Here is a 19,591-nt window from a genome sequence, read left to right on the forward strand (position 1 = left end):
TTATCTGGGAATTCAAAAAACAGGGTTGCTCAAAGAACAACCCTGTGGTATTTAAGCCTTGACTATGATCTAGGGATATTGACAGCCAGAATGCTTTCGATCTTTAATCCAATGAACAGCAATGTCAACAGGTTCCGTAGAGTCCGAAAACGCCGTGTTATGACCTAATGTTGAAAATAGACAGTAGTCGTAATATCTCCCCTGCGCTTTGAGTGAGTTTAGACTATCCATCGATAACCTTACGGGGACTTGTACATCCTTGTCGCCAAAAAGCCAAAGGCCCGGAATTGAAAGTTTACTAAGGACATCGCAAGGATCAGTACTTACAAATTGATCCAATTGATAACGATCCGGCTCATTACTTATACGTTCGCGTGCCTCCGGGATGTATTTACGCACATCTGCGTCGGTGTGACTATCCCAAAAATCGGGTTTTCCTTCTGTATAATGCTGAAAAATAAGCTGATCGAGAGTTGGAATAACAGCACCGCTAAACAATACCATAAAATCCACAATAGGATTGTTATTTGCGGCAATAGGAATTATCCACCCTGCCTGACTGATACCTACCAAACCAATGGGAATATTTTTATCTAACTGATGAAGTACATTTAGAGCGGTGCTTGCATCTTTAGCTAATAGAGTGAGATTAGCCGAATCAACGTTGTTAGTTCCTACTTCCGGACCGGCATAAATCCCTTCCGATTCGCCTACTCCGCGCTTGTCATAGGTTAACACCGAGATACCTTTTTCGGCCAAAAGCGATGCAAATTCTCTCATCCGGGGTGCCTGACCAGAACCATGTACAAGGACTACCGCTGCATGCGAATGCCGTGGCGTGTAAATTGTGCCGGCCAAAGTGACTCCTGCACTCTCAAATCTGATATCCTCAGCGGTCACGTCCGGCGATTGGGCTTTTACTTGATTCAAGGATACTAAGAGTAAGAGTGCAAAAAGACATCCCCTATAAAAAACAGCGATATTTATTAATCTATCAACGCTTTTAATATAACTTATAATACAATCTTTTTTTGTCATATTTCCAGATTTAAATTAGTTTGATTCACTTTATAATAAGACATAACAGGCAAAAAAAGGTTACACATTTCTTAATAAAACACAAACATTCTTTTCAAAAAAGAAAGCATCTCACTTTTGAGATGCCTTCTAACATTATATAAACAAGTGATTACAGTTTATATTCTTGCCAGTTCTTGATCGGGATATCCGTTTCCTTCATTTCGCAAAAGGCCTGAATAAATGCACTTGCCAAACGGGCGTTCGTGATTAGCGGGATATTGTGGTCGATAGCTCCTCGGCGGATTTTATAGCCGTTGGTAAGCTCGCGGCGTGTATGATTCTTGGGGATATTGACAATCAATTCGAACGTGTGATTCGACATCATATCCATCACATTGTGTTCCTTTTCTTCATCCGGCCAACTGACTACCATTGCCTTAACACCATTATCAGCCAAGAACTGAGCTGTTCCGGCTGTTGCGTAGATATCGTAATTGCTTTCCTGCAACATGACACAGGCATCCAGTAGGTCTACTTTCGATTTACTGTCGCCTGACGAAACCATAACACTCTTCTTCGGAATATTATATCCGACCGAGATCATCGATACCAGCAATGCCTCACTGAAATCATCTCCCAGACAACCGACTTCGCCGGTCGAGGACATATCCACACCCAGAACGGGATCAGTGTTATGCAGACGGGAGAATGAGAACTGGGAAGCTTTTACGCCGATCCAGTCGATATCGAAATTTGAGTTATCCGGTTTTTCATAAGATGCATCCAGCATAATGCGGGTCGCTGTCTCGATGAAGTTACGTTTCAACACTTTAGATACAAAAGGAAAGCTGCGTGAAGCACGAAGATTACATTCGATTACTTTCACATCGTTATTTTTAGCCAGAAACTGAATATTGAAAGGTCCGCTTATATTTAGCTCTTTCGCTATCTTACGGCTTATCCGTTTGATACGGCGGGCAGTCTCGAAATATATCTTCTGAGCCGGGAAAACAAGTGTTGCATCACCGGAGTGTACTCCGGCAAACTCCACATGTTCCGAAATAGCATATTCCACGACCTCGCCATTTTTAGCTACGGCGTCGAATTCTATTTCCTTTGCGTTTTGCAAAAACTGGGAAACTACTACCGGATATTCTTTCGAAACCTTTGCGGCCAGCGTCAGGAATGTCTCCAGCTCCTCGGCATCGTGACATACATTCATCGCCGCGCCTGAGAGGACGTAAGACGGACGCACCAGTACGGGATAGCCCACCTTCTCTACAAATCCCTGAATCTCGCTCAGACTGGTCAATTCCTTCCATGCAGGCTGGTCTACACCAAGCTGATCGAGCATACTGGAAAATTTATGACGGTTTTCAGCCCTGTCGATAGACAATGGAGATGTTCCCAAAATCGGAATATCCTGACGATGTAACCTTATGGCAAGGTTGTTCGGTATCTGTCCTCCCATCGATACAATTACACCCTTAGGCATTTCCAGATCGAGGACATCGAGTACCCGTTCGAATGATAATTCGTCGAAATAAAGACGGTCACACATGTCATAATCCGTAGATACGGTTTCAGGATTATAATTAATCATGATAGATTTATACCCCAGTTTGCGGGCAGTCTGCACGGCATTTACCGAACACCAGTCGAATTCTACCGAGCTACCTATACGGTACGCCCCCGAACCAAGTACCACGACCGATTTATCATTTTTGAAATACGGCACATCGTGTTCGCGCCTGTCGTATGTCATATACAGGTAGTTCGTCAGATCAGGGTTTTCCGAAGCAACTGTATTGATACGTTTTACAGACGGCAGTACATTCATCTTCTTACGAAGAGCGCGTACACGAAGGGATTCTTTTTCTACGTTGCCATCAGGATCTTCTACAAAGCGCGCAATCTGGAAATCGGAAAATCCGAGATGTTTTGCTTTTAGCAGTACTTGTTCCGGGACATCTTCTATACTCTTATAATCTTTCAGGATAAGAGAATAGTCATATATATTTTTCAGCTTCTCGAGGAACCACGGGTCAATCTTAGTCAGGTCGTGTATTCTTTCTACGGTATATCCTTCTTCAAATGCTTTGGCAATAGCGAATATACGCAGGTCGGTCGGGTTCGAAAGTTCTTCATCGAGATTATTGAATTCCAGCTCGCGGTTACCTACAAAACCGTGCATTCCCTGCCCAATCATGCGAAGCCCTTTCTGGATAATCTCTTCGAAGGTTTTTCCAATAGACATTATTTCACCTACCGATTTCATACTGGAACCGATAAGGCGTGAAACTCCGACAAATTTACTTAAATCCCAACGCGGAATCTTACAGATCAGGTAGTCGAGCGAAGGGGCTACATAAGCTGAATTAGGCGTACCCATCTCTCCTATCTGGTCGAGAGTATAACCTAATGCGAGTTTTGCCGCAACAAAGGCCAATGGATAACCTGTCGCTTTCGATGCCAATGCCGAAGAACGGCTCAGGCGGGCGTTCACCTCAATAACACGGTAGTCGTCAGTTTCGGAATTGAAAGCATACTGGATATTACACTCCCCTACAATACCGATATGGCGGATGGCTTTTTTCGAAAGCTCCTGCAGCATGGTCAGTTCTTTCTCATCCAGGGAACATGTAGGCGCAACAACGATACTCTCCCCTGTATGAATACCTAGAGGGTCGAAGTTCTCCATACTGGCAACGGTGAAACAGTGGTCGTTCTTATCTCTTATCACCTCAAATTCTATTTCTTTCCAGCCTTTGAGAGATTCTTCTACCAGTATCTGTCTGGAATAGGCAAACGAACTTTCACACAAGGTCTTGAACTCTTCCAGATTGTTACTGATGCCGCTACCCAAACCGCCTAAGGCATAGGCAGAACGTACCATCACAGGGAAACCGATACGCCTGGCAGCAGCAATAGCATCTTCCATTGTTTCCACAGCCTTACTGACAGGTGTTTTCACATCTATCTCATTCAGTTTCTCTACAAACAGATGGCGGTCTTCGGTAGCCATGATCGCTTCTACGGAAGTACCCATAACTTCTACTCCATACTTTTGGAGGGTACCGTTCAGATATAATTCCGTACCACAGTTAAGAGCTGTTTGTCCTCCAAAAGCGAGCAAGATACCATCTACGTTCTCTTTCTTTATTATTTCCTCAACGAAATAAGGAGTTACAGGTAGAAAGTAAACCTTATCGGCAATACCTTCCGAAGTCTGGATAGTTGCAATATTGGGATTAATCAATACAGTATAAATCCCTTCTTCTTTTAAAGCTTTTAAAGCTTGTGAACCGGAGTAGTCGAATTCTCCGGCTTGCCCGATTTTGAGTGCGCCCGAGCCCAGCACGATGGCTTTCGTGATCTTTTTGTTAATTGACATAGAATTATGGCTAATTGTAATAGATTATTTAGTAATTGCGTAAAGATAAAGCATTTTTATGAATAAGCCCTAAAATATATTATGGTGCTATATCGATAAATAATGGTCTGTGGTCTGATGCAATGCTGTCGTCCAACACTTTAGCATGATATACAGGATATATGCTTCCTGTTGCCGTATATCCCATAATGTAGTCAATAACCCTATCGGGATTGACGGACGGAAAAGTCATGTCTTCTACATTATTAAGGATTTTCCATCCGGCCGATAAGAGTTTTATCTCTTCCGAATCAGGCTCTGCATTCAAATCTCCGATCAGAAAAACAGGCTTGCCATATGCTTTCGCTTGCTGGTTTATAATTTCAATTGAAGACTTGCGGTCTTCTTTGGTTAAGGAGAGATGTGTGGCAAAGATAATGTGATCTTCAAACTCGGCTATAAGGAGTGTACGTTGTTCTTCCTTTCCCGGCAGCGGTATATTTCTTGACGATAAGGGACTTCTTTTAGATAATATTCCTACGCCATATTTCCCTCCCTGAAATGAAATGGCAGCTCCATAAACGGCATGCATCCCGGTGAGATTACTTAATTTACCGAGAACATCAATACCATTGCTGCGTCGGGTTACACTGTCGATCTCCTGAATAGCCAGTACATCGGGAGATACGGATTCTATTATATCTGCTATCCGTTGGTAGTTGGTTATATTATCCATACCACGGGCATTGCGGACATTGTAGCTCATAACCCTGAATGCATCCCTCTCGTGAGGATACTGCTCTTTCTGAGCAAATAAGGAGGACGTAAAAGCCACAAAAAAACAGGCTAGAAATAGTTTCTTCATTGTGTTGATATATAATTGTGTTAAAGGTACCAATATTTAGTATAGCGTCAGGCTCATTTATATAAAAATCAGTCTTCAATCAGCAATTCCAGTCTGTGGAAGGATAAGCATTTATCAATTTCCTTACTCCGACAGGGTATAATGTCATATCCTGCGCTCCCGAATGGGATATAACAAACAGGAGTGATAAGGGTAAAATGATAAGTTTTTTCATATATTCCTTGTAAAATAAAAAGGATATACCCCTTTTATTCAGGATATATCCTTTTCTTATATTCTAAAGGTTAATTATTTACGGATAACTTCCCCTTTAATATTCAATCTGTAAATTGAGTCCGGCACATTAGAGAACACTGTTACATCCTTGTTGAATGTCCCCGGACGGCCAGTCGTAGAATAAGTTACTTTAATCTTACCCTCTTTGCCGGGCAATACCGGCTCGTTTGTATAATCCGGCGTGGTGCAGCCACAACTTGCCTGTACCCTTTGTATAAGGAAAGGCGCAGTACCTGTATTTTTGAAAATAAACTCGCAACTTACCGAACCGGCACTTTCTGCAACTTTTCCAAAATCGTGTACTGATTTTTGAAAAGTAACTTTAGGCGCTTTCTTACCGTCCTGAGCTGCGATAAAGCCTGTCGATAGCACTAATGCAAACAGGATAAGTCCAATCTTTTTCATTTTTCTAATTCTAAATTTACTAATTAATCGAATGTAGTTTCTAAGTTCTTTTGCTCTAAAGAGTTTACAAATGTAACAATAAAATTAACTACATGTTTAACTTTTTACATTATTTTGCATAGCATAGAGTTATATCAGTTCATATATATCCATAAGAACACCGGTTTCTTTGATATTTTGAGTATCTCATCTACCTTACGCATCATCTCATCACTAATGACGGGGCATCCCTGACTCCAGCCCAGTGGCAGATGTTTGGGATAAATATCATGGTCGGCAACAGGAGTATGAGAATGTAATACGACCCAGCGTTTGAAGGCATTATTATTCGTCTTATCCAGTCCGTGCATCTTATAGTGGACATTGATACCCCAGCTGCTGTATGCACGGGCACCTATCTTATATTTTCCCAGCGAAGAGCAATAACTGCCTTCCACATTACTGAACACAGGCTTCGATTGAGTACTTTCCATCCCATAGCCATGGCAGCAAAGGCTTGAATACCGTAGGGTATCTCTTATAAAGTCCCAGACAAAGAAGCGTTTCTTCCCCGAATGGATACTAAAATCGATAAGGATACAGTATTCTGTATTGTAACCTTTCGATTTGCAATAAGCCAGAGCTGAATCGGCTTTAGCCTTAAGGCGGATAAAAGCTCGCTGCTTTTCATCTTCTGTATTTCTATGCTCCGTCTGATCTGCCCTACTGTTGCAGGACTTGTATCTGATGAAAGATACAAGCCCAACCAGTAAGAGTGTGGCTAATATGACAGAGCCGAATGTTTTCATGTACCTGTAGTTTTAGCTGTAAAAGGTCTTTTGTATCATATTTACTATTCTTTCACTGTCACCTTTATTCCCTGCGTATGCGATACAAATTCCGGTGCATACATACATTGAATAGTCGTGATTCCATTTGCATATTCCCCTGTACGGTTTACATACACAGGATATTCCAACACATAAGTGCCTTTAGGCAGATGATCGAAGTAAAAATTAGTGGATGCGTCTTTCGCCATCTGATAGTATATCAGACCACCGGCCCACCTTGTACCAGAAATAGTCTGCTGCGGTTCGAAACATGGCGCACGCATATCTTTCAACTGCACAAAATCCATATCCCTGTCGGTGCGTACTGTCAGACGGATTATAACTTTATCGCCGACTGTCAGCGGGTTCGACTCAGTTATCAGGGTCAAACCTTTTCCTGCTGCCGATACATTTTCTTTAAATAGCTCCTTGCTTACATTGAGATTGCCTTTTTGTGCAGTTATCTTGTCCGGATTTTCGTAATATTGCCAGTACATAGCACCATAAGCAGGCTGGGAAGAGGAGGTGGTTACTTCCACTCTTCCCATATCATTCGCTATTTCCGACTTATTCCATGTTTGTTTGAAATAGCCTGTTCCCAGTTCTTTATTTTCAGGTTGTACAGTCTGGCTTCCTACCTTGATTGCCGTCGGAGCGGGTTCTGTTGCAAACCAGTCCGTACCTGAGCTTAACAAGGCACTGATAGCATCAACAGACGCATGAGTGGATTCCCATACTTGTGTACGCTTCTGATTCAGCAACCAGCGTTTCATCATATCCATATCCTCTTTAGATGCGCCGTTTTGTTCCAAAGCATCCATCAGGAATGTATGTACACTGATAGCAGATAATGACATAAATACATTGCTGCGGTTATTTGGCCAGTACATGCCCATTCCGGCATTCTTAACGGCATGTTCCCTGATTGATTTTACAATCTTGTTTGCCTGCTCTTTTTCTCCGTTTTGTTTCAGTACAACCGAAAGGATAGAACGTTCATACAGGTTCAACTTAGTCCAGTTCCTGGTTGCCACATCTGTATAGAAACGCTCGGCAGCACGTGCTTCCTGACTAATCGGTATATCACGATAGAATGAGCGTACATAAGCAAATTCGAGCTGATTGGTAGAAATAGTTGTAATCTTTTCCCAGTCTTTATTATACTTTTTAAGGTTTTTGAAATCTTCCGCAATCTGATTATCAATATATTTCAATGCTTTCATTTGCATTTCTTTTATCTCCTGCGGATACTCCACCTGTCCTGTTTTTTGCAAATTAGCATATCCGTAAAGTATATACTGAGTTACCGAACGGCTCGGATAAAGTCCCTTGTACCACGACCAGCCTCCGTCACTTGTTATTAGTTCCGCTAATTTCCTTGTAGCTGCGTCTGTTTGTTGTTTTGTATTATTCAGATCGAATAATAATGATAAACGCTGCATTTGTTCTGTTTCGTCTTTGGCATCGAGTACCCAAGGCGTTTCTTCCAGTAAGACAGCTTTCAGTTCTTCATCTTTTTGAAGTTTGGAAACGAGCGTTTGCTTATCTGCTCCCTGCTTTTGCCAAGCCTGTATCATAGAAGCTACTTTCGGATACTGGCGGACAATCGAAGATCCCAATGTATTCACATAATAACTCGCAAACCAGTTCACGGCGTTTTCATTCGACGGATTGCTCATAGTAGGCAATGCCTGTACCGCATACCATGCCGGATTGGATGCATATTCCAATGTCAGGCGATAGTTGCTCGCTGTGTTTGACGTATTGTTATATAGTTTATCGAATGTGAATGTGCTTGTGCCCTGCTTCGTTATATCTATCGGCATGCTTTCCGTTACCAGCATGCGGTTCGATAATACGGCCAACACGTGCTGCTCACCGTCACTGAACGATTCGTTTTGTGCTACAATGCGGCAACCTATTAATTCTATATCAGCAGGAATATCAAATATCCAGCTAACTGATGTAGAGGCATCTTTTTCAAGGGAGAATGTTTGTTTTTGGTTTGCCAGACCTAAATCTATTACTTTCTCTGTTGTAGGATCGAAGAATTCGATATGTACATCACCGGATAAAGACTTATCCGAGAGATTTGATATTTTAGTGGAAATACTTGTCTTATCTCCCTGACGGACAAAACGAGGCATATTAGGCGTCACCATCAGTTCTTTACGGGTAACCACCATCTGCTCTAATGTACCTACACGCGCATCTTTATCGTGAGCCAATGCTCTGAAACGCCACGTAGTATTGCTTTCGGGTACAGTGAAAGATATAAGGGTCTCGCCTTTTTCGTTAGTCCTCAACTGAGGGAAGAAGAATGCTGTCTCGTTGAAGTTCTGACGGATTTGAGGGGCAGAAGCAACCGGATTTGAAGGATCAAGTTTATCCAATAAGCCTTCTACACCTCCTGCCGAATCGGCGAAGGTAACAGATTCGTTAAGCATTCCCTGTGGTGCAGCAACAGGTGCTGCGCCTCTAATCATTATTCCATTTTCAGCCCTCACTTTTGAAACAGCTCCTGTCACCACTTTTTCTTTTAGAACATGTTTAGTAATGAAAATTCCATTATCGGAATAGTTTAAATATTGTTGAGGAATATCTCCCAAAGCATTATTCCTTCCATATGAATATATATAATCAAACCAGTTGATGACATCTTTCGTCCTTTCAGGAATCGATATATCATATTGAGCCTTATAATAAAAATTAAACCATTGGGTATAATCATTACTATACCATGGGAAATTGTAATTTATTGGCATTACATATTCCCTGCTTGTGTACGGACGGTTAAACGACCATGCCGTATACGGATACAGCTTATCCAGAGAAGTGTCATACATAGAAGTCAGCAGTTCTGCCAAAGCGGGTTGATTTGTTGTATCCTTTACGCTTATAGTCCATGTTTCGGCCTGTCCCGGACGAAGCTTATCACGGAATACTTCCAGTTTAATATTCAATTGAGTATCCGGCAAATCTGTTTTCTTATACAATGAAGCCCCTTTATTATAAAGTTTACCATCCCTTACCGATGTGAATGTCATTTTCAATTCATCGCCGTACTCGTCTTTGTAAGGCACGGTGAATGTCTGGTTCGCATCACTGAGTTTTACGAAACGTTTTTCAAATACCTTCTTATTATTATACAACTGATAAAGGACATATGAATCTTTTTCAGACGAACCGAATATAACTTCACCCGGCTTGTTTTTCTCAAATAACAGATTCTTCGTTACCAGCCATTCGTTTGTCTTTACAGGCGGCTTCTTATCGGCATACGAATAGAGTACGAAATTCTGCTTTTCGCCCACTTCATTCCCTCTACTATCCAATGCTTTCACCTGCAACTGATATTTACCCGACGCTAATGTTTTCAATCTGGCTTTCAACTCGGTTTGTTCTCCTGTTTTGAATGAGCCGGACAATGCTTTGCTTTTTATAGAATCGTTATCATCCAACGCATATATTTCATAAGTTCCCGAAGTTTCAATATCCTGTGCCTGCAAGTTACGGGCAGCGATTTTGAGTTCGTAGTCGCTTGCTTTCTCCATCTGTTGCGGTATATCGATATTGATAACCATCGACACATTCCCTACGGTTAGGGTATAAGTGTTCGACTGTGTTTCGCCATTCACATCCGTAACCGTAGCTGTAATGTTGAATGTATATATCTGCTTGTCATTGATGGAACGCAGAAGCGCCCTGTTGCCATCTCCGGCTTCGGGAGTGAATGTAATTTCGAACGAACCATCATCGTTTGTCTTCACAATACCATCCGTAAAAGGCGTGGTGTTACCTGAACGCCAATACCAGAAGCTAAACTGCTCACGGGTTATATTGTATTTCACATCGGCACCCTGTAAACTGATGCCCGAAAAGTTCTTGGCATAGCCTTTCAGCGTCACCTCTTCCCCGAATGTATAAGTTTTATCTACTTTATCGAAGGTTATTTCAAAGGTAGGACGTTTGTATTCTTCTACATTAAAATAGGCTGAAGCGTCGTCTATCTCAATATGATATCCTCCCAAAAGACTTGTTTGCGGCAAGATAAATTCGCCGGATATAGAGCCGAATTCATTTGTTATGATTTCCTTTTCAGCAATAGATTCACCATTTGCATTGTATAATTCAACAGTATATTCTTTATTCGCCAGCAATTTAGAACCATTATCTATGGCTATTGCTTTGAAATAAACGGTCTGGCCCGGACGGTAAATACTCCTGTCCGTAAATATACTGATGGCCTCTTCATCTCCGTCTTGCTTATTCTGATTCCATCTGTAATTCTGAGCCGATAAGGTTTCTGCCCGCAAGCAGGAATCAGCTCCTAATTCAACCTTATATGTAGCTATGTTATAACGATACTCATCAGTACTAATCGTTTTATCATTATAAACAGCAAGTCCCGAAGCATCTGTTTTAAGCGTTGTAACCAATAGCTGACTTGTTCTTCTGCCAGGGGATTCGATGGCATATATTTTAACTGTGGCATCTTTCACCGGTTTGCCTGTCATACGGTCTACTACAAGTATTTCGTATTCATCTTTGGCGCTGTTGCGGGATAATGCTATTAAAGAAGATACGGTAAAATCGAATGTATTATTGATTTGTAAATTTAAATTATCCTTCGCATTATCATTTTCCAAACTATCTTTCGAACGACAACTAAAAGAATATTTTCCGACAGGTAAGACACCTAAATCTACAGACAATGTGTCCTGCTGATAGGCAGCTTTAGAAATCAGGTTCAACTGAATATCTTTCACCTGATTGTACTTTCCGTTTTCTACTTTATATAATTTGAAGTCCGGCTTTTCCGTCAAAGCTTGTAAATTCTTATGTATCAATGTCAGCTGAAACGGTTGTTTCGGATACTGTAACTGATTCCCTTTTATTGTGAGAGACGGATATTCCATTTCATTCAATCTGGCTTGAAGCACTTTTGCCCCGTATGATGCCGGATATTTATCTATACCTTTCTTTATCCATGTGTAAATCTTTTCTCTTACATCGGCTGATTGAGTTCCGGTATATGAATCTACTATTTTATTTATAATCTCAGTAGACGCTTCATTGTTCTCATATTTTTTTTCCAGAGCGATGAAAATGTCTAATACTTTATCACCAGACAATGTACGGGAATTCCGACTAAGATAGTTTGCCTTATCAATCTCCGTGAAAACAAGTGTCGGTATCATATTACGGCTCAGTAAATCCTTCATATATTGCTGGTAATACAGATAGATTATTTGCCGCTTATCCGCTCCGGCGCCAATATTGAGTTTGATATATTCATCTGCCGGGGCTGCCAGTTGCTCCAGACTTGCCCCCGTAAGCGTTGCATCATATTCCCGATACCCCATACCCTCTATTCTTTTTACAATCTGAATAGTGCGTTCCATCAGGAAGTCGTATAAAGTAGGATAGTATTTCTGACCGTCAGTACCTAAGAGTATTATATCGTCATAAGCCTTGGTTGTGGATTGTTTAAGCGCCATGATATCTTTTACCGATAAATCCAAGTTCCCGATAATCTTATTCATAAAGATATTACTGCTCCACTCTTTCATATCTTCAGGAACAATATCCTGTAAATCGGTTCGCTGGTTTATCTGCCACTGGTTGCTGTTATAATAGTCGGAATATAGCTCAGCTAACATTGAATGCAACAAAGCTTTTTCTTCCGTATTGGTCGTCTGAGATAATAAATCCTGCAAATCTATGAAGATGGCCTCGCTATCGCTTCTGTCGATTTGTTTCTTATATTTATTTTTATAGATCAGAGCTTTGATGACTTGAGTGGTATTCTTATCGGAAATAGCCTTTTGCAGAATTTCATCTACAGATTTAGCGGCCGATTGCGGAAGACTTTGTTGCTCATAATCTTCTACCTGTTTCCACTCATTTTCATATTTCTTATTTGATGTTTGTGCTATCATACTGATGCTCAATAAAAAGAACAGACTAATCAATAATTGCTTCTTCATATTATTATGTTTTGTATTTTCTCTCAATATATTATAGACGGATTTTAGGTGTATTATTCATAAGGAAAAGAGTTAAAATTAGTTATGAGTTATATACTTTCAACTCATCACTTACAACTTATCATTTACTAACATACATTCCCAACCATACGGCACCAATGCCTAATACGCAGCTGGCTAATGTATAAACAAAGGCCATTGTCATCTGGTTGTTGTTGGCCAATGTTAAAGTTTCGCTGGCGAATGTGGAAAAAGTTGTAAAGCCTCCGCAAAATCCCGTTATAAGCAGAAACCGGAGATTATTGGATGGTAAAAGGTTTGCAAATAAACCGATACAAAAGCAGCCCAGAATATTGACTGCAAATGTCCCGACAGGAAACGGGAAGGGTTCTGATCGCGTTACCAGCACTGAGGCGAGAAAACGCATAACGCTGCCCACTGCACCTCCTATACTGACTAAAAGAATCTGCTTTAACATGACTCAAATTTACATGTTTATTTTTAAACAATAGATAAGTTGTCAAAAATAGACTTCCTCAATTCGCTATTTATGTAATAATAACATTAATGATATGCTTTTTGAGTGTGATGTAAAACTTGTATCGTTTGCCTCCGCCCAATTGCTGATGACATTCGTATATTCCAGGCTGGCTAATTTCATTAAGGGAGATTCGGTAATTCGGTTCAAAGTAAAAATCGGGGCTTTTATTTAACGATCGTTAAACAAAAATACATATATTTGCATATGCCAAAAGTTCAAACAAATAAAGAAGAGTTGATAAAAAAATCGATGCAGGTATTCATCAAAACCGGATACTTCCACACAACATTAGCCTGCCTGGCAAAAGCCTGTAATATAGAGAAACCTCATTTTTACTATTATTTTAAGGATAAGAAAGATTTAATGAATCAGGTACTGATTTATGCAAGTGCCCAAATAGAAAAGCTAGTATTCGATATAGCATATAAAGAAGATATAAAACCTTCTGTACGCTTACATGTAATACTAGATAATGTACTGAAAATTCATACAAAAAATAAATACGGGTGTCTGATGGGAAATACACTCCTCGAAACAGTTGGGAGGGAGCCATATTTCAAGCCTGTGCTATGTGCATATTTCAACAAATGGAGGGAAGCCCTGACACATCTGTATCTGGCCGCTTATGAAGAAGAACAGGCAAAGGATATGGCAAATGAGGATGTTGCCAAATTGCAGGGAGGCATCATGTTGATGAGGCTCTACGAAGATAAAGATATTCTTGGGAAAGTAACTGATAATATCAAAACCAGACTATAAATTTTGTAAACTATTAGAATTAACGTATAAGAAATGAATGCAATCATTAATTCAATAGGGATTTATATCCCTGAAAAACGAATAGACAACCATTATTTTGAAAGTATAGTAGACACAAGTGACGAATGGATAACCACCCGTACAGGTATCAGCCAGCGGTTTTATGCCGCGGAGAACGAATATACCAGTGACCTGTGTGTAAAAGCAGTGCAAAACCTTGCGTCCAAATACAATAAGGATTTATCGGATATTGATTTTATCATTGTAGCTACCACCAGTGGTGAACAGGTTATGCCCAACATGGCAAGTCAGGTACAAACCCGGCTGAATATTCCGAATGCGGGATGTATAGATGTTTATGCTGCCTGCGCAGGATTCGTGTATGGAATTATCCTCGCCAAAGGACTGATCGCCGCCAGCACACATAAAAAAGTACTGGTAATAGGAGCGGAAACACTTTCGAAAATTGCAGATTTTACCGACCGGACTTCCTGTATATTGTTCGGAGACGGCGCAGGAGCCGTTATAGTGGAAGCCAGTGACGAAAACCATATATTTGATGCACTGACCGAGACGGATGGTTCGCATGGGAAAGACCTGTATCTGGCACACCAGAATGTACCGATAAACGGAGAACCTGTTATTCCGGACCGCAATTTACACCAAAATGGAAAAGCAGTTTTCAAATGGGCGGTAAGCACTCTGGTTGGAAAAATACAGGAACTGACTTCCAAGAACCACCTGAAACTGGACGATATAGACTGGTTCATACCACACAGTGCAAATATACGGATACTCGAATCGGTATGTTCAGGGCTGAATGTCCCGATGGACAAGTGCTTGGAGAGCATCAGAAACTATGGTAATACTTCCGCTGCATCCATTCCTATAGCCTGGTATAACGGCATAGAATCGGGTAAAGTAAAGCCGGATGACAACTTATTGTTGATCGGCTTTGGTGGAGGATTGACCTGTGCCGGAATATGCCTGCAAAATAAGATTGAGAAAAAGTAAAAATATCTACCTGATTCACAGGAGGAAATGAATTTTATTTCATTTCCTCCTTTTTTATTCTATTTCTTTTGTCTAAAAAAATAGACTAATTATTTCGTTGTCTAATTTTTTAGACTAAATTTGCGGTATAACTAATGAATATCGCAATATGAAAAAGACAATCTTACTATTAGCATCATCAGTCCTTTCAGCAACTGTATGTTCCCAACAGGTGGTATCTGTCCGGAAAATAGAAAAAGGAGATATCAAACAGGAAAAACTCGATGCCGCAACAATCCGCTGTTATTATAAATTCACACAACCTGTAACAGCAGATAAAGAGACTCGTCAGCAATCAGATACGATGACTCTGGATATCGGGCAGAAAGTTTCCCGGTATTATGATGCTGCACGTATGAAGCGGGATTCTCTATTTGGCGACTTTATGAGCAATAAGTTAAATCCGTCTACAATACAAAGCATATCGATAATGAAAGACGGGGATATGTCGACGTTGGATAACAAGGGTGGAACAACTTTCGATTCTACAACAAAAGGGGAAACAGCTCAATTATTCAAAAAACGCCGGACAGGAGAAATAATAACAATTGACAGGGCCGATAATGCCCCACAAAAATATAAATGCGCAGAAACTATCCCTGCACAGCAATGGAATATCTCGACCGATACACTGACCGTGCTGGGCTATATATGCCAGAAAGCTACTACGGAATTTCGCGGACGGAACTATGAAGCATGGTTCTCTCCTGATATTCCGGTAAATGATGGTCCCTGGAAGTTCTATGGATTACCGGGATTGATAATGAAAGTATCAGATTCTGAAAATCTGTTTTCTTTTGAGCTTATAGGGTTGGAAAATCTTAACAATCCGGTTGATATTACTATGGCTCAGGAAGATTATATGAAAGCGAGCATAAAAGACCTCGAAAAATTAAAGAAAAAACAATCGGGAGGTACTGCCGTAAATGTTAACGGAGGGAATGTAATAATGATACAGAAAAAGAATAATAAAGAGTACCTGTCTTTAGAAATTGATTAAACTCCAAATCAATAAATATAAATGATGAAGAAATATCTCCTGACTCTCTTTATCCTTATATCCGGTTTCACACATGCGCAGACCGTCATTAAAGGGATAGTACTCAATGAGGACAATAAGCCTGTACCGGATATCAATGTCACTTTACAGGAAAAGGGGCGCACCTTGATGCTCGGTTATGTATTGACTGATGAGACCGGAAAATATAAGATAGAATATAAGGGTAAGAGTGACAGTATTGTTATCATTGTTTCGGGCTTTAATATCGGCAAACAATCGAAAACAGTTAGTAACCGGAGTCAGGATGTGGACTTTTCCATTATACAGGAGTCTATCGTGTTGAACGAAGTGAAGATAAAGCCGCCGAAAATAAGGCAGGCGGGAGATACGCTGAACTATATCGTGGAAAGTTTCAGCGATGCCAATGACCGTACAATAGGCGATGTGTTGAAAAAAATGCCCGGCATACAGGTTAAAGACGACGGAGCAATACTTTATCAGGACAGGCCTATAAATAAATTTTATATCGAAAATGCAGACTTATTACAGGGCCGTTATGGCATAGCTACAAATAATATAGAAGCCAAAGATGTATCCACTGTGCAGGTAATGGAAAACCACCAACCTGTGAAGGCTCTGAAAGACCGCGAATTTTCGGAAGACGCCGCTATAAATCTCAAATTGAAAGATTCGGCTAAAGGCACTCTTATCGCAAATGCACAAGCAGGTATGGGTGCTGCGCCTTTGCTTTGGAACAATGAACTGACAGGAATGTATATTGCAAAAAAGTTGCAAAATATAACCACCTATAAAAGTAATAACTCCGGCGATGATGCCGGGCGGGAGCTAAATTCGTTCTATTCGGGCGACGCTTCACGAATGAAAAGTAACAGCCTGCTGAATGTACAGGCCCCGTCTTCCCCGTCGATCAGTGAAAAGCGGTATCTGGACAATCAGGCGAATATGGTTTCATTTAATAATCTATGGAGTCTCAAAACGGATTACCAACTGACTGCAAACATCAACTATCTGAACGACTACCAGCAAAAGAGCAGTTATGCATATACAGAAAACTATCTGCCGAACGACGAAACAATAAAGATAGAAGAGTTGCTAAATTCGAGATTGAGGAAAGAAAGACTAGGCGCCGATATACAATTGAACGCCAACAAAGAAAAATATTATTTCAACAACCTGCTGAAACTCGAAGGAGTCTGGGACCGGGAACGGGGTGATGCCATTTCCACGGATAGTGTTTTTCAGCATCTAAAAAAGCCGAACTATAGCATCAGTAATACATTCAACTTGGTAAAAACGAATGAAAAACATACATGGACTTTCTATTCATTCAACGGGTCCAACACCTCATCCCAGACACTACGCGTACAGCCCGTATTGTATGAACAATTGTTCAATCCTGCGCCTGCGCCGGAAGCCATGGTGCAAGACGCCGAACGAAACGACTTTGCTTCATACAGCAGAATTACATGGGGACTTGGCAAGGGTACAATAAAACAGAATTACACATTCGGATTTAACGCGGACTTACAGCAACTCAAGTCGGCATTGCAGACCGATACAAAAAGCGGGATGGGTAATTTGGCCGACTCTATGAGAAATAATATGAGACAGAATAAGTTCGAGTGGAAATTCTCACCGAATTATACATATGCAAAAGGCTATAAGTTAAATATATCGTTGTCGTTACCTCTCAGTTATACAATATTGAATACAGACAACAATGTACCGGATAAAAAAGAAAATAAGGGGTATTTGTTTTTTAATCCCTCTCTCTTTGGCAGTTACAAATTATCCGCATACTGGAGCAGTTACCTGAATGCCGGCTACACCAACTCGACCGGAAGCCTTAATAATATGTACACTGGATATATTATGTCTTCGTATCGGAACTTATCGCGCAACGACGGGAAATTATTCAGACAGCAATCCCGGAATTACAGCCTTGTGCTAAATTACAGGAATCCGATAACAACCCTGTTTGGGATGGCAAACATATCATATTACCGGAATAAGGTTAATTTGCTTTACGACTATTATTACAGCGGTATATTAAAATTGCAATCGACCATAGATATGCCAAATACAGCAAGCGGGATAAATGCAAGTGTACACGGCAGCAAAGAAATTGAATCCATAAACACAACCGTTTTTATAGGCGGCAGCTACAATAACAGCCAGTCTTCACAAATAAATCAGGGAGAACTTATCGATTATTCCAGCCAGAACTTTTCGGTTTCACCACGCTTTCTGACGAAGTTTGGTTCAAGTGTAAGTTTTGAATATTCAATACGATACACACAAAGCCAGAGTAAAATAAAAGATAGTGGCAGAAACTTCGACCCTATACGCATAACATCACAAAATGCACAACTGAATATTTTCCCACTGAAAGGGTTGGTAATAAACCTGAGATATGAAAACTTCTATAATAATACAATTGCTTCGGGCGGCAGATCTATGTCATTCGGTGATATCGGGGTAAAATATAAATGGAAAAAAGCAGAAATAATCCTCGATTACACCAATATCTTCAATTCCGGACAATATATATCCACATCATACAGCGATGTGAGCAGATATTATTATTCTTACGATTTACGCCCGGCGGAAGTATTGCTGAAGGTGCGGTTTAAACTGAAATAAGTCCTGTAAACAGTTATTCACACATATCACTAAAGGATAAACTCTATTTTACCATTTCTTATACCCGGAAGTTTTTTGACCCTTGGCGCCTTTGCAAGAAATAATACATTATTTTCAATCCCACTTATATACTTTAATTTTGGTACATTAAAGTACATAAGTGGGATCGTAATTATTCTTTTAGCTAACAAATATCCGGAATCAATCAACCCTCAAAAAAGCTGCACCTAAATATCAGGACATTTCACAAAACCAATCTCTGAAATATATAAACAGATTAAATAATAATTATCTATATAGCAGAACTTATAATTATAAATATTATCGGTTCTGCGCTCCTTGAAATGATCCTTTAGTATATTGCCCCTGAAAAAATTGATAAATAAAAAATGAGTAAAAGTTGTCATAGTACATGGCAAAAATTTCTTATACTCCTTGTGCTCTTTGTGTAATACTTTGTGCCCTTTGTGGTTAAATTATTTTATTAACTTTTTGCTTGACCAAAAAGTTACAAAAACTCAAGGCTGCATTTCACGGCGACCCAAAACCGGTTTGCCGGCTGAGCAAAAAAACTCGCTCATAAAACGGTTATATTTTCCAGCAGCAGATAAGTTCAAACACGTTTTTGCTCTACGCCGACTTCACCGGATTGGGTGCCCCGCCCCGCCTTTGAAATAAAGGCCGTTTTCGCAAGGCGACGATTTAATTACGAAATCTTTTGTCATGTACTTAATACATGTGTTACTTTTAGCAAGTAGTAAGTTTTAAGTATTAAGTTGAAAGTTATATGAGAGTGGACAAGATACCAGTTGTTGACTGATGACTGCTAACTGTTG

General features: G+C 40.3%; 12 protein-coding genes. 4 read left to right on the forward strand and 8 right to left on the reverse strand.

The window, feature by feature from the left end; genetic code table 11:
• Positions 1–69 precede the first annotated feature (69 nt).
• From B3317_RS17690 to crcB, 8 genes are all read right to left on the reverse strand, one after another.
• Entirely contained in the window at positions 70–1,038 is a 969-nt protein-coding gene (locus tag B3317_RS17690) for an alpha/beta hydrolase family protein (RefSeq protein WP_291114318.1), read from the reverse strand.
• 151 nt (positions 1,039–1,189) lie between these two features.
• A complete protein-coding gene (carB, locus tag B3317_RS17695; RefSeq protein WP_414647523.1) occupies positions 1,190–4,414 on the reverse strand; it encodes a carbamoyl-phosphate synthase (glutamine-hydrolyzing) large subunit in 3,225 nt (1,074 codons plus the stop codon).
• Positions 4,415–4,493: 79 nt separating this feature from the next.
• Positions 4,494–5,258: an endonuclease/exonuclease/phosphatase family protein gene (locus B3317_RS17700; protein WP_291114320.1), complete on the reverse strand. Its 765-nt coding sequence runs from the start codon at positions 5,256–5,258 to the stop codon at positions 4,494–4,496.
• 79 nt (positions 5,259–5,337) lie between these two features.
• Positions 5,338–5,472 carry a hypothetical protein gene (locus tag B3317_RS17705; protein WP_291114322.1) on the reverse strand — a complete coding sequence of 45 codons (135 nt, stop codon included), beginning with the start codon at positions 5,470–5,472 and terminating at the stop codon, positions 5,338–5,340.
• Positions 5,473–5,546: 74 nt separating this feature from the next.
• Positions 5,547–5,939, reverse strand: coding sequence for a DUF1573 domain-containing protein (locus B3317_RS17710; RefSeq protein ID WP_291114324.1), 393 nt, complete (start codon positions 5,937–5,939; stop codon positions 5,547–5,549).
• 134 nt (positions 5,940–6,073) lie between these two features.
• Positions 6,074–6,727 carry a murein L,D-transpeptidase catalytic domain-containing protein gene (locus B3317_RS17715; protein ID WP_291114326.1) on the reverse strand — a complete coding sequence of 218 codons (654 nt, stop codon included), beginning with the start codon at positions 6,725–6,727 and terminating at the stop codon, positions 6,074–6,076.
• Positions 6,728–6,771: 44 nt separating this feature from the next.
• Entirely contained in the window at positions 6,772–12,738 is a 5,967-nt protein-coding gene (locus B3317_RS17720) for an alpha-2-macroglobulin family protein (RefSeq protein ID WP_291114328.1), read from the reverse strand.
• A gap of 121 nt (positions 12,739–12,859) precedes the next feature.
• A complete protein-coding gene (crcB, locus tag B3317_RS17725) occupies positions 12,860–13,216 on the reverse strand; it encodes a fluoride efflux transporter CrcB (RefSeq protein WP_291114330.1) in 357 nt (118 codons plus the stop codon).
• A gap of 267 nt (positions 13,217–13,483) precedes the next feature.
• On the opposite strand from crcB, the gene B3317_RS17730 reads away from it, so the two are divergent.
• The 4 genes from B3317_RS17730 to B3317_RS17745 all read left to right on the forward strand — a co-directional run bounded on the left by B3317_RS17730 (position 13,484) and on the right by B3317_RS17745 (position 18,755).
• Complete coding sequence (locus B3317_RS17730) at positions 13,484–14,038, forward strand: TetR/AcrR family transcriptional regulator (protein ID WP_291114332.1); 555 nt, start codon at positions 13,484–13,486, stop codon at positions 14,036–14,038.
• Positions 14,039–14,071: 33 nt separating this feature from the next.
• Positions 14,072–15,052: a ketoacyl-ACP synthase III gene (locus B3317_RS17735; RefSeq protein WP_291114334.1), complete on the forward strand. Its 981-nt coding sequence runs from the start codon at positions 14,072–14,074 to the stop codon at positions 15,050–15,052.
• A gap of 148 nt (positions 15,053–15,200) precedes the next feature.
• Positions 15,201–16,091 carry a GLPGLI family protein gene (locus B3317_RS17740; RefSeq protein ID WP_291114336.1) on the forward strand — a complete coding sequence of 297 codons (891 nt, stop codon included), beginning with the start codon at positions 15,201–15,203 and terminating at the stop codon, positions 16,089–16,091.
• A gap of 21 nt (positions 16,092–16,112) precedes the next feature.
• Positions 16,113–18,755 (forward strand): hypothetical protein, encoded by a 2,643-nt coding sequence (locus tag B3317_RS17745; RefSeq protein WP_291114338.1) that lies wholly within the window; start codon positions 16,113–16,115, stop codon positions 18,753–18,755.
• Positions 18,756–19,591: the final 836 nt, after the last annotated feature.

The organism is Dysgonomonas sp. UBA7710, from assembly GCF_002482385.1.
Classification (GTDB): Bacteria; Bacteroidota; Bacteroidia; order Bacteroidales; family Dysgonomonadaceae; genus Dysgonomonas.